This is a genomic window from Caldisphaera sp. (assembly GCF_046536515.1).
GTDB lineage: Archaea > Thermoproteota > Thermoprotei_A > Sulfolobales > Acidilobaceae > Caldisphaera.
The window spans coordinates 16,682-29,807 of record NZ_JAWDMQ010000015.1 but is presented as its reverse complement, the minus strand read 5'-3'; the positions used below and the strand labels follow the sequence as shown (position 1 = coordinate 29,807).

General features: G+C 32.8%; 11 protein-coding genes, 1 tRNA gene and 1 pseudogene. 4 read left to right on the top strand and 9 right to left on the bottom strand.

Annotation, left to right across the window (positions count from 1 at the left end; all coding sequences use genetic code 11):
- From RXO53_RS03700 to RXO53_RS03685, 4 genes and pseudogenes are all read right to left on the bottom strand, one after another.
- Positions 1 to 225 (bottom strand): annotated as a pseudogene (locus RXO53_RS03700) (RNA-guided endonuclease TnpB family protein); the annotation flags it as partial.
- A 292-nt stretch (positions 226 to 517) separates the two neighbouring features.
- Positions 518 to 1,861, bottom strand: coding sequence for a tRNA (N(6)-L-threonylcarbamoyladenosine(37)-C(2))-methylthiotransferase (locus tag RXO53_RS03695; RefSeq protein ID WP_410712912.1), 1,344 nt, complete (start codon positions 1,859 to 1,861; stop codon positions 518 to 520).
- A 299-nt stretch (positions 1,862 to 2,160) separates the two neighbouring features.
- Positions 2,161 to 2,691, bottom strand: a complete 531-nt coding sequence (dcd, locus tag RXO53_RS03690; RefSeq protein ID WP_410712911.1) for a dCTP deaminase — start codon at positions 2,689 to 2,691, stop codon at positions 2,161 to 2,163.
- Between the two features lie 93 nt (positions 2,692 to 2,784).
- Positions 2,785 to 4,389: a CTP synthase gene (locus RXO53_RS03685; protein ID WP_410712910.1), complete on the bottom strand. Its 1,605-nt coding sequence runs from the start codon at positions 4,387 to 4,389 to the stop codon at positions 2,785 to 2,787.
- 74 nt (positions 4,390 to 4,463) lie between these two features.
- On the opposite strand from RXO53_RS03685, the gene RXO53_RS03680 reads away from it, so the two are divergent.
- Both RXO53_RS03680 and RXO53_RS03675 read left to right on the top strand, forming a co-directional pair.
- Positions 4,464 to 4,928, top strand: a complete 465-nt coding sequence (locus tag RXO53_RS03680) for a Holliday junction resolvase-like protein (protein ID WP_410712909.1) — start codon at positions 4,464 to 4,466, stop codon at positions 4,926 to 4,928.
- A gap of 97 nt (positions 4,929 to 5,025) precedes the next feature.
- Positions 5,026 to 5,760: a TatD family hydrolase gene (locus RXO53_RS03675; RefSeq protein WP_410712908.1), complete on the top strand. Its 735-nt coding sequence runs from the start codon at positions 5,026 to 5,028 to the stop codon at positions 5,758 to 5,760.
- On the opposite strand, the gene RXO53_RS03670 is transcribed toward RXO53_RS03675, so the two are convergent.
- Positions 5,761 to 6,480, bottom strand: coding sequence for a diphthine--ammonia ligase (locus RXO53_RS03670; protein ID WP_410712907.1), 720 nt, complete (start codon positions 6,478 to 6,480; stop codon positions 5,761 to 5,763). It abuts the gene before it with no gap.
- Between the two features lie 30 nt (positions 6,481 to 6,510).
- Positions 6,511 to 7,821, bottom strand: coding sequence for an asparagine--tRNA ligase (gene asnS, locus RXO53_RS03665; protein WP_410712906.1), 1,311 nt, complete (start codon positions 7,819 to 7,821; stop codon positions 6,511 to 6,513).
- Positions 7,822 to 7,994: 173 nt separating this feature from the next.
- On the opposite strand from asnS, the gene RXO53_RS03660 reads away from it, so the two are divergent.
- Positions 7,995 to 8,068: transfer RNA gene (locus RXO53_RS03660), tRNA-Val, on the top strand.
- A gap of 53 nt (positions 8,069 to 8,121) precedes the next feature.
- Positions 8,122 to 9,153, top strand: a complete 1,032-nt coding sequence (locus RXO53_RS03655) for an MFS transporter (protein ID WP_410712905.1) — start codon at positions 8,122 to 8,124, stop codon at positions 9,151 to 9,153.
- A 297-nt stretch (positions 9,154 to 9,450) separates the two neighbouring features.
- Here the strand turns inward: RXO53_RS03655 and RXO53_RS03650 are convergent, their stop codons facing one another.
- The 3 genes from RXO53_RS03650 to RXO53_RS03640 form a co-directional block, all read right to left on the bottom strand.
- Positions 9,451 to 10,221, bottom strand: coding sequence for a DNA polymerase sliding clamp (locus RXO53_RS03650; protein ID WP_410712904.1), 771 nt, complete (start codon positions 10,219 to 10,221; stop codon positions 9,451 to 9,453).
- 66 nt (positions 10,222 to 10,287) lie between these two features.
- The gene (locus RXO53_RS03645) at positions 10,288 to 11,445 is read right to left on the bottom strand and encodes a DNA topoisomerase IV subunit A (RefSeq protein ID WP_410712903.1); all 1,158 of its coding nucleotides are present in this window, start codon (positions 11,443 to 11,445) and stop codon (positions 10,288 to 10,290) included.
- A gap of 10 nt (positions 11,446 to 11,455) precedes the next feature.
- Entirely contained in the window at positions 11,456 to 13,105 is a 1,650-nt protein-coding gene (locus tag RXO53_RS03640; RefSeq protein WP_410712913.1) for a DNA topoisomerase VI subunit B, read from the bottom strand.
- Between the last annotated feature and the right edge of the window lie 21 nt (positions 13,106 to 13,126).

Below are 13,126 nucleotides of genomic sequence, written 5' to 3'. Positions count from 1 at the left end.
AGCAATTTTAGAGGGCAAGCTAAAGCTCTCCTTAAGAACTTTGTATAAAAGTCTATGGGCTTTTCCAAGGCTTATTGCTTTATTCTCTATTATAACTTTTATAGAATAGTTGAGGGCTTCCCTATATTGCTTCATTAAATCTACTAGTTTTTTATATGAATCGGGCTCAGGGCTAACCTTTACATTAACTGTTAAGGTTAGTAAACCCTCATTGCCCATAGACATAGTTACTCAACCTTGTATTTAACTATATTGACTTTTCTCATGCAATTTGGGCATGTTGCATAGTATTGTTTCTTATACAAGATAACTAATAAGGAAATAGCCATTATAAGCTTTTCTATCCATCCCCGCCTTAAAAGGCGAGGCTTTCATTTGTAAACCCTCCGTAACGTATCTTCCACACTACAAAACAGTTGCTTTGATGGAACCTCAGCTTTAAGAAGATCGAGGTTTCTTTAAGAAACAGTAAATGCCCATCGCGATTTGAGGATGCCCTCTATAAGGAAAGGTTTGTTCACTGATTACCTGATGTATTAATTGTTAGAAAAGGTTTCTCATACTTTCTATCTATTATTTCCCCTCTAAGATCAAAATATGTAGCGTTAGTTATTTTTACATTCACTCTCTTACCAATTAAATCATTGCTTCCCTTAATTGCAATAGGGAAGTAATTATCTAATCTTGCCATAACATAGTTTTTCTTAAACCCGTGGGACGTGACCAATGCCTCAAATTCATTACCAATATAACTCTTATAAATATCTAGGTCTATTTGTTTAATTACTTCATTTAAAACTAAGCTTCTTTCTTTTTTTATTGGCTCGGGAACCTGTTCCATATATGCTGCTTTAGTTCTTGGTCTTATACTATATTGGGCTAAGTAAACTCTTTCAAATCGTAAATCTTTAACAAGTTTAACCGTATTTTGAAATGCGTTTTCATCTTCACCAGGATGCCCAACTATTATATCTGTAGCAAAGAGTGAATTTGGGTATTTAGACTTAATTTTATTATGTAATTGCTTATATTCTTTTATAGTATAGTTTCTATTCATTATTTTTAGAACTTCATCATCTCCTGATTGAACTGGTATATGGAAAAATTTGAATATCCTCTCATCTTCATAGAAACCTAGTAGATTATCAATGATTTCTATTGATTTGTCAGGCGTCATCATACCTATTCTAATTCTATAATCACCTTTTAACTTATCTAAAATAGTATTGATTAAATCATCAAGTCTAAATTTGGGATTAAAATCTAACCCGTAAGCAGCTATATCTTGGCCTGTTAGTCTAATTTCTTTAACACCCTTTCTTACTAGCTTTTCCAAGACTTCTATAATAGTTCTTGGCTTATATGATCTTAAGGTTTTCCTGGCTAATTTTGTAATACAAAAACTACAATTATCGACGCACCCTTCTTCTATCATAATTGTCGCAACACTGCCTTCTATAGGAGGCGTTGGTATAAGTTCAGTATTCCTTTCACCATCAATTAATACAACTTTACCTTCATTATTAACAACTTCTAGTATTCTGGTTACATTTTGAGGAGACATAAGACTTGCATTTTCGACAACTCTATTAATTAGAGAAGGTCTAGTTTTGGCTAAACAGCCAGAAACTATTAATTTTGAATTGCTATAGTTTTTCTTGATTTCCTTAAGCCTTTTCAATATTTTAGCTTCTGTATCTAATCTAACGGCACATGTATTAACTATTATGATATCGGCTTCATTTATGTCTGATACCTTTTTAAAATTGCTTTCAGCTAATATTGAATCCATGATTGAGCTGTCGAATTCTGAAAGAGCACAGCCAAATGTTTCAATATAGTATTTTTTCAAATCTTTCACTCTCAATGGCTATTTGCTATTAATTTATAAAACTTAAATTGTAATAAATTTTTGCATTAACATATAAGGTCTAATCTCTCACGCCTGAAAGTTCCCTGAGGTTAGTGGGTTACAACCGAAAGCCTCGCCCTTTAGGGCGGGAAAAATGTCAGCAATCTATGAAATTGAAGAGTAAGAATAGATACGGTTTTCATCCTTTAAAGGTTAACCAGATGAAAACGTTAAACGTCACAATCTTTAACACATTTTAAATTTAAACCGCTTAAAAGGCAAAGTTTGTTATTTAGTTTTTATAAATTTTATTTTCCATTAAAAAATTTTGGTAGTCTAACCCCCTTTTGCCCCTTATAATTACCTTCATAAGGCCTTTCCGAAGGTGTTTCCATTTTAACCAATACTAAATGAAGAAACCTCTCTCCTGCATAAAGCTTCACAGGAAACTCGCTGCCTATAACTTCTATAGTTAGCTGTCCTTCAAATCCGGCATCTGTAACTGTGCTAGGGATATAAATACCTGTTCTCGCCCATGTACTTCTTAAATTAACTAAACCAGCTAAGTAAGAAGGTAATTTAATGTATTCAAGTGTGTGGAGCAAATAATGCCTATGAGATTCTATTATAAAGCTGTCAGCGGAACTGCATTCATAGAATTCATTAGCATTTCCAGGTTTATTAGGATCTAAAACAACATTTGTTTTTTTAAAAGCACAAAATTCTCTTCCAAGCTTTAAATCAACTCCATTCTCTCTTATAGTATCATCACTTAAAGGATCTATTATCAGTTCTCCAGATTTTAAAAGAATCTTAATATCTCTATCACTTAATATCATATTTTCTCCCAAACCAATAATTATTAACTTATTATTTATATTTTTAGTAGATCTTATAGGTGTTATCCATTAATATACAAAACAAATTACACTTTATGAAATAGCAGCCTTCATTAAGCCGATATATAAGGGGTTAGGACTTAACGGTCTACTTGTAAATTCTGGATGTGGTTGTGTTCCTACAAAAAACTTATGATCCTTTTTAGATAATTCTATAAATTCAACTAATCCTTGATCGCTCCAACCGCTTACCTTAATTCCTGCATCTATTAACTTGTCTAAGAACTTTAAATTGACTTCATATCTGTGCCTATGCCTTTCATATACAATTTCTTTACCATATAAATCAAATACCGTGGTGTTCTTAACAACATTTATTTTAGCTGCGCCGAGTCTCATTGTACCACCCATATAATCTATATTCCTTTGGTTTGGTAACAAATCTATAACAGGATAGGGAGTATTAGGGTTTATTTCTGTTGAATTGGCATCTTTTAACCCTAATACATCTCTAGAATACTCAACAATTGAAAGTTGCATTCCAAAGCATACACCTAACATGGGTATGTTATTTTCTCTTAAATATTTAATTGCTTTTATTTTACCTTCAGTTCCTCTTGCTCCAAATCCTGGAAGAACGACAGCCCCTTTAACATACTGCAAAATCTCTTCAACTTTTATTTGTCCATTTTCAATATCTGTTGCTTCTACCCAAACTAATTTTGGCAAAACATTTACAAAAACCCCTGCACTTTTTAATGCCTCAGTTATGCTTATATAGCTGTCTTTCAATTTGGTATATTTCCCTATCATAGCTATAGGGACTTGCCTGTCTATTGATTTCAGCTTATTTACAAATTCTTCCCATAAGGCTAAATCAGCTTCTCTTTCTTCTATATTAAATCTTTTCGTCAAAAATTTACCATACCCTTGGCTTTCTAAAATAAGTGGAACCTCATATGGTGTTGTAGTATCATGGTCGCTGAAAACAGATTCCTTAGGAAGATTTGAGAATAACGCAATCTTATATCTAGACTCTTCCTCCAAAGACCTTGAACTCCTCACAATTACTGCATTGGGTTGTATTCCAATTCTCCTTAATTCCTGCACGCTATGCTGAACAGGTTTAGTTTTTTGCTCTCCAGTTGCAGCTAATATTGGAGAAATGGCAACGTGAACAAATACCACATTATCAGATCCTAACTCAACCAACATCTGTCTTGCTGCCTCTAGGAATGGAAGGCCTTCTATGTCTCCAACAGTTCCACCAATTTCTATAACCATTACATCCACTCCTGTTTCTTTTGCTAAAGAAATTATCCTGCTTTTTATTTCATCAGTAACATGAGGTATTATTTGAACAGTTTTTCCTAAATATTCCCCTCTCCTTTCTTTTGTTATAACATTAAAGTATACCTGTCCGGTTGTTATATTGTGCTTCTTACTCAAATTTATACCTAAAAATCTTTCGTAATGTCCTAAATCTAGATCAGTTTCTCCTCCATCTTCAGTCACATATACTTCTCCATGAGCATAAGGATTCATTGTACCTGCATCAACATTCAAGTATGGGTCCACTTTAATTATTCCAACATTATATCCTCTTGACTTCAATAATAATCCTGTGCTTGCTGAAACTATGCCTTTTCCTATACCTGACATTACTCCTCCTGTGACAAATGCAAACTTTGTACCCATCATTAATGCCTTTTATTAAATTAGAGTCTAACCCTTTTAATGTTTTAATCTCACTAAAATTGTGGGAGATCAGTTTGAGCATAATTGTTTATTCATTAATCTCCATAATACTTATTGAATTAGTGGTAATACTTTATCTTTACATATCGAATTGGAGAAAGTCAGTAAAGCTTGAGAGCATAAAAGGCAACATACAAGAACTAGCTAATGAAAAAGCTAAAGTTATTGCAATGGAATCTATAGAAAAGGCAAGAAAAGATGCAATACAACAGAGCAAAGCTGTTATTTCTGGAAAAATATATGAACAATTTGCACCTTACATGCCTAAATTTAAACACAACCCAAAAGAGGCAAGATTTATTGGATCTCCAATAGATTATGTAGTATTTGAAGGATTAGAAAACAATGATGTCAAGTCTATATATTTTGTTGAAATAAAAAGCGGAAAATCTAACCTAACCAATAAAGAAGAATCTATCAAAAAAGCTATTGAAAAAAAGGCCGTTTATTTTGAAACAATATATATAGATAGCGATTAATTCAAAAATATTTTAAAAAAAGTTTCCTTTCGAAGAAAATTAATAAAAATAGTTTGTTAAATGCTATAATTGGAAAATCAGAACAGAGATGATAAAAATGGAAATATATGACATGCACTGTCATTTAAATGAATTTGAAAAAAATGAATTAGAAGAAATATTCAAAAATAATATAAAAGTAGTTGCTGTGTCTGAAGATACAAAAAGCTTGAATAAAATAATAGAGTTAAGCAATATTTACCCTAAAAATGTAATACCGTGCGGAGGTTTCCATCCATGGATGATCAAAGAAGGGAAAATAGATGAAGCAAAAACCGTATTAAAAATAGTTCAAAAGAATGGGCTTAAATGCATTGGAGAAGTTGGTATAGATAAGAGGTTTCTTAGTGAAGATACTTATAAAATTCAAGAAGAAATATTTCTTTCATATGTAAACTTAGCAAAAGAATTAAATTCTATGATTAATATACATTCTCCAAATGCATGGAGTGAAGTTTTAAGTATATTAAAAAACAAAGAAATAGAAAGAGCAATGTTCCATTGGTATACAGGACCTTTAAATCTAATTAATCAAATAATCAGCCAAGGCTATGTAATATCGTTAAATGTTGCTCTAATGATTCAAACTAAGCATCAGAAAATTATTGATGAAACGCCATTAAGTAACGTAGTATTAGAAAGCGATGGGCCATACAATTATCATGGAATAAGACTTTCACCCTTGATGCTTTACAAATTTGTTGATTTTATATCAGATATTAAAAAGGTAGAAAGAGATAACATAATTTTAACAACATCGAAAAATGCTAAGAAATTATTGAACTTGCGTTAACTAAAAATTTAAAATTATTGATTTTGCGTTATCGCATAAATATGCACTCCTAGGTAATAAAAAGTATTCAAAATCACTTATTTTTTTCCTATAGGATTCAATGCATATTCCTTTATTAAAAAGTGGGGCTTTTATAACAAAAGTTTCCGCCTCTCCCCCTTCAAATGCAGCATGAAATCCATATTTTCTTGAAAGCCCTATAATTTTTTTTATTATTTCTTTATCCACCTCTACACCTAAAAGATCCATGGGTATGCCATATGTAGTTATCTGAGTTATAATAAAGCGTATATTATAATCAATTAAGTCATACATGTATTTTTCAGGATTTACACCCCATTGTGGATCAAAAAGATCTATATTTAGTTTTTCTGCCAATCTCTTAAATCTATTTAATTGATATTGGCTTGCTATACCACCTATAACTAACGTGTTAAAATCGTTATCTTTTCTTATTCTAGATAACTCATAATATAGCTCTTCAACTTCTTTTTCCTTTTCACCAGTTATGTTTAATATATGATGTACTTTTTTTAGCCCCATAGATTCAGTTTGAAGAGAAGTAAGTTCGACCATTGGAAAATGGAACATATAACTATCTTTTCTAAAGGGCTTAATGCTCACTATACATGATATTTCGTAACCAAGTTCAACGGCTTTGTGTAAGGCATATGTACTATCTTTACCTCCAGATAATAAAGAACATGCCTTCTTAGGCATAAATTGTATCCTCTTGTTTTATTTATATTTTTATGGATATATTCTCTCTCTAAACCTTGGGAATGGTATGGAATCCCTTATATGATCTAGACCTGCAATCCAAGTTACTAATCTGTCTACACCTAATCCATAACCGCTATGAGGCACTGTACCATACTTCCTTAGATCTAAGTACCATTGATAATCACTTGGATTATAACCCTCTTCAACTATTCTTTTGTATAGCTTTTCATAACTGTCTTCTCTTTGGCTCCCCCCTACTACTTCTCCATATCCTTCTGGTGCTTCTAAGTCAAAACCTAATACTACGTCTGGCCTATTATCATCTATTTTCATGTAGAAGCTCTTCAGATGCTTAGGAAACATAGTTAAGAAAAACGGAGTATCAAAATATTCTGTTAGTACTTTTTCTTCATCAGCCCCTATATCATCACCCCATTTTATGTTGATTCCCTTATTCTTTAATTTCAATATAGCTTCATCATACGTAATTGCAGGAAAACTGGATTTTAATGAATTATCTAGTATATTCGTATCCCTCTTAACTATTTCTAAATCCTCTAACCTATCTTCTAAAACTTTTTTAATAGCACTTTTGACCAACCCTTCTACATGGCTCATCATATCTTTCATATCCATCCATGCAGCTTCGCCTTCCAAATGATAATATTCATAAAGATGCCTTCTAGTCCTACTTTTCTCTGCTCTAAAGCTTGGAGTTATAGCCCAAACCTTTTCCAAGCTAAATATCATAACCTCTAAATAAAACTGAGCACTTTGACTTAAATATGCTTTTTTATTAAAGAAATTAACTTCAAATAAAGTAGCTCCACCTTCTACAGCACTTTGAGTTAATATTGGAGGATTAACTTCCCACCAATTGTTTTTCTTAAAGTATTCCCTCATTCCATCTAAAACGGATTGCCTTATTTTCATTATTGATGTTAATTTCCTGGATCTAAGCCACAGATGTCTTATGTCCAATAGGTAATCTATGCTTTCTCCTCCCTTTATTGGAAAATCATCTGCAAGACCAATTATCGATAATTTTTCTATTTGCACTTCTTTACCTCCTGGAGCCCTCTCATCGTTTTTAACTACACCTTCTATAACAACTGAAGATTCTATAGTTGATTTTTCAGCTAAAGAAACTAGATCTTGTGAGGCATTTTTTCTTGGCAAAACCGTCTGAATTATGCCTTCTGAATCCCTTATAACAATAAATATATTGTCAGCCAGATCCCTTTTCCTATAAATCCACCCTCTAACCCTTGTTTTATCGCCCTCACTTAGTTTTAATATCTCCTTTGTTGTATTGAATCCTTCGTTTTCCTCGCCCATAACTTGTTCCCCCTAATTTATAAAAAGCTATAGGTTTAAATTTTATGAGTATTCAAAACATTTGAAAAATTTTAATTAAAAGTTTGAAAAAAACTTGGAGATAAAAATTATAAAGGGTAATTTGCATTGGAATATGGGACCTGAGCCGGGTGTGGTTTACCGAGATCGGTATAGGGCCCGTAGTCTAGGTGGTTAGGACGCCGCCCTTACACGGCGGAGGTCGCCGGTTCGAGCCCGGCCGGGCCCATATATCTGGTTTATATAAAACAATAAACAAAACAATAATATAAAGGTGAAAAATTGGACAGAAATTCAATATTAATAACAACAAGCTGGCTTGTTTGGGGAGCAGGTTTCTACGCTTATTATCCTTTTTATTCTATATTATTAGCAAAATATATAGGAGAAAACAATTTAGGTCAATTTTTTACATTTTTAGAACTAATTAGTCTTCCTTTCCCAATACTAGGTGCCATTCTTTTCAGAAAAATTGGAGAAAAAAATACTATTATTTTAGGTATGCTTTTGTCAGGCATAGGAATATTTATTATACCATATGTAAAAAATTATTTTGATTTATTAATTGCATCAATTATATCTTCTTCATTTTACATGTCATTACCTAATTATTACTCTTTAATGAAGAATAAAGAATCTGGAACATTAACCAGAATATGGGCTATATCTGTTTTTCCAGCAGTTATATTTCCAATTCTAGGAGGATCATTAGCACAAGTTCTAGGTTTAAAGACACCATTTATTATAGGAGGAATATTAACAAGTATTTCAGGCTTTATCATCTTGCCAATAGATGATAAAGTTGAAAGAGGAACTTTTAAAATCTCTATTAAAAAGGATCCTATTCCTTTCTTATCTATAATCCCTATAGCATTAGCAACCCCATTTATAATGCCAGAACTGGTCAGAGTTTATCATATAAATTATTTTTTTATAGGTTTAATCGATTCATCCTTAGAAACATTAGGTATGATTTCTGGCTTCTTCCTTCCTAGAATTAATAAATTAGCCCTCCCTATATCTATTTTCATTTATTCATTAATTTCACTGTTTTATTTTTATTGGCCATTTTCATTAGTATTTGGAATGAGAGAAGCAATTATACCATTAAGCTTAGATTATTGGAGCTCTCCAAAATCTCCAGAAGGAATATCATTAATAAATACTTTGCAATTATTCGGATGGGTTATAGGATATGGTATAAGTTGGGTTTTGAAAGTACCAAAGAATAGCATTATATTTTCTTCAATATTCTCACTTATATTAGGATTATATTTAATTTTTGTAATTTTATTAGAGAAGAAAAATCCATAAACTGACCTCATCCCCGCCCTAAAGGGTTTCCTGAGGTCTTAAGGGTTACACCCCTTTTACGGGTGCTACTCTATTATCCCCCCAAGCCGATATTGCGGGAGAAATCGGCTCCCGCATCTCATGCCTTAAGAGTTGATTGCTTGGAACCCTATTTTATTACACTTGTTAGTTGGGGTAGATGCATACTCATGTTTCAGTGACGCATACCCCATTAGCAGCTGTCTCAATTTTTAATAAGTTTCTAAACTTAAAAAAAATACCCCGCCCCTTCTAGGGGCGAGGTTTGCTGTTTCTTTATCATGAACTTACAGGTGCTATATACATAACGAATTCTTCAGGACCTGATATACTAAATTCTATTTTTAAAGGGTAATCACTGGTAAATTCCAAGTTCACGCTTTCTGCTACAGTTGTTATAGGCTCAATAATAGATCTTAGCGAACTCAGGCTATAAGATGAGGTAGAATCTTCATCGATAGACACTTCTTGCAAAGGTGAATCTTTCTTCATAATCCATTGATAATATTTTTCTTCTCCACTAACTTCAGCTGTTATAGTATCATCCTTTCCAGTTATTTTAACAACATCGCCAACTAGTTTTGCGTCCTTTACAAGGGTATCTATGTCATTTGCTGATAGAATAAGGCGAACTGTTGGATTCATTTTAATTTCCTTTACTTCATTTTCTTCAGATTCACCGCTAGATACATCGAAAGATCTCTCTACACCAGTTTTCTCATCGACTAATGTTACTCTCATATAGCTGTCTCCTGTGGAATATTGAAGAATGATCTTATCATTTCTTGTTGATCTTCTAAGGACTTTGCTCAATTCACTCATGTTAATAGTCAAAGTAATATCTGAATCTACAGACAGCTGTTCGAAAGCAGTTGATGAAACCTTAAAAATGCCTAAAACCGTTTTATCTGGGCTAAAAAGCCAAGACGTAAGCCCATCATTGCTAAAGTGAAAAGACCCTTCATCATTGATCCTTGCTAAGGCTTGTACAATTTTTTTAAATTTGCTACCTGAAGTATAAACTGCTTTAATTGAGACCAAATTTAGCACCTATTAATATGTGCTGTTAAAACAAATATAAGTTATTCTATTAATATTAAAGATAAATGCTGTTTACTATTCAATCCAATCTTGTGTTTGAATCTTTTCAGGAATATATTGAAATGCTAAAAACTTTAATCCTTTGCTTGCCATAGCTTCTATCTCCAATTTTGCTTTTTTATCCATAAACATATCTATTTCTCTTTTCCAAAGCTTAGAGTGGAACCATGAATACTTAATTAATTCTTTAGCTCTCTTTATGTCAACGTCTTTAGCCTTTATTATAAAATTTCTTCTTTCTTCGTCATTCAAATATGCTTTTTTAGTTCCATAACCAAAAATATCGCTCATCGATACTCCTAAAAACTTTGCTTTAGGCGTTGCTAGTCTTTCACTTTCGTAGCTTAACTGAATACTTCCTACCTTAAAAACGCTATAAATATACCATCCGTATGGATCCGAATCGGTCAATATATATACTGGTAACTTCAGTTCATCGTGAAGCCTTCTAACAAACCTTCTAGTTGCTCTATCAGGTTGGCCTGCACCAGTAACTAAGAGCGCCTTGTATTTTTGCCAAAAACCTGCTCTATGGAGTTGCTGAAATACTGCGTCCTTCTCTACAACTAAAACTATTTCAGCATCATAATCTAAGAATTCTATTAAATCTGGCGTGGATTCAATAGCATAAGCTCCGTGACCTAACTTAGATAAATCTATAGTATCATTACCACTCCTTATCCTCATATTTCCTACTACTTTTCCTTTTTCTTTACTTAATATTAGCATATCTTCTCTCAATAAGCCTGTCATAACTTCTACGTCTCTTATTGAAGCATCGCTTTCTGATTGTTCTTCCCATGTATTTTCCTCTCTAACCCTTCCATTCAAATCCTTAAACAATATCGTATGTTTACCTCTATAGTATAGATCTCTTATTGTAGGATACTCGTTTTCAACCAGTGCTTGATATATAATTGATGCCATTAATAAGGTCTGCATGAATTTTTTCGTTTCATTCATATTAAGGAAATTTCTCTCTATTTTTCTTATACCAAGCTTTAAAATACCTTTGTTTGGATCAAAAACAGTATTAGCTAATGTTCTCATTGGTATCTCTAATTTAGGCGGGCTGCCCTTTTCTATGTTTTCAGATAATTCACTAAATTTCTTATGAAATATTTCTGCTACTTTCTTTCTAGCTGCTATATCTACTTTATCCATATGTGACATTATTCTCCCCTCATTGTTCTAGTTTAACATTAGCTATAACAGACCTAACTATCCTTTCTGGATCTTCTTCCTTTCCATCAATTTTAGGCAATTCTACGGATTTAGATACTATTTTTACAAGTTTTTCAATTATTCTTTCATTGTTATCCTTTTTTCCGTTAGAGCCCCATTTATCAGGAGGTATAGATAATATAGATAAACTCCTTGCAACTTCTGGAATATATTTTGATATAGTTACTATTTTCTCCCTTAATGTGCGCTCGCTGTTTTTCTTTGAAATGTATAATCTTAAGTTCCTTGCAATTTCTTGAACAGCATTTTTTATTTCACTTTCCAGTTCCTGAACTTCACTGAGGCTTTCCTTACCAACACCCTTATAAGGTACCTTTGTGCTCGCAACATGAACTAAAACAACCAACGGCATAGGCTCCTCAATGTTATATAGCTTCCAATTTATTGAACTCACTACCTTATATGAGACGTCTTCCCTTTCTTCATATAATAATGGTATTTTGTTTGCATACCTTAACAATACGGGTTCTTCTGCAGGAACTATATTACCTCCATAAGCAATTCCTGCCTCGACAATAAATGGGTGCCCTTCATATGCTCTAGCCTGTCTTGTTATAGCCTTTACCCATTCGGCATTGAATAACCTCTTTAATCCTACTTCTATTAATTCTTCGCCTATAGGACTTAAATAATCACTTCTTGGAGGTCTGAAGTTTTTATATGTCCTTAATCCAGTAGCAACAGTTTGTAAAAGCTTTGAGTTTCCTTTCTCAATTAGAACTTTAGGGTTCATATTAGGATCTATACCTATGCTCTCAAGAAACTTTCTTGCTGTTATTTCACCTATACTCTGAAATTCCTCTACCATAAATTCTACCATTGTCTTTGCTTTCGTAAAAGATACAATTGCCTTAAGCTGCTCTACATCAATACCATGGGGATGAGGTTTAGCTTCGCTTGGAGGTTTTGGCATTTTTTTAGTAACTCTAGGGAAATAGTATATTTCGTTTTCTGGGGTCTCAAAAATTATCTCAGCATAAGGGGCTATAAGGGCTGTTCTCTTTATATATTCAATAATTTTTTGTTTTGCTCTTACCCAATCACCTTCTAACGTTAAATAAACTTTTGTTCCATGCCAATTACTTCTCTTAAGAAGTTGTCCTTCTTCAATTATAACTGGCTCATTTTTCTTAATATCTATCAACAATTTCTTATAATAAATATTATCGCTTGAATCTGTAGAGGATACAATAAAAACTGGTTGACCAGTTGTCATCTGAGAATACAATATAGCAGCTTTAACACCGAGGCCGTACATACCTCTCGCTTGCCTGATCACATATTTACTGCTATACAAAACTTTACCAAATGCATTTGCTATTTCATTTGGAGGAACACCAATACCATTATCTTCAACTGCTACTTCATATTTAGCAGGTTTATCATCGGTAGCTGGTTCTACTTCTTTAATAGATATCTTAACCTCTGGCAATACATTATGGCTGTCAGTTGCATCTAAAGAATTTTCTACTAATTCTCTTACAGTCTGGTATATAGCCCTTGTTGGATTTGAAAAACCCGCTAACTCTTTATTTTTAGCAAAGAATTCAGCTATGCTCATCTCTCTATATTTTTCTTGCGCTTTTATTCTTTCTTCTGACTCGGCCTC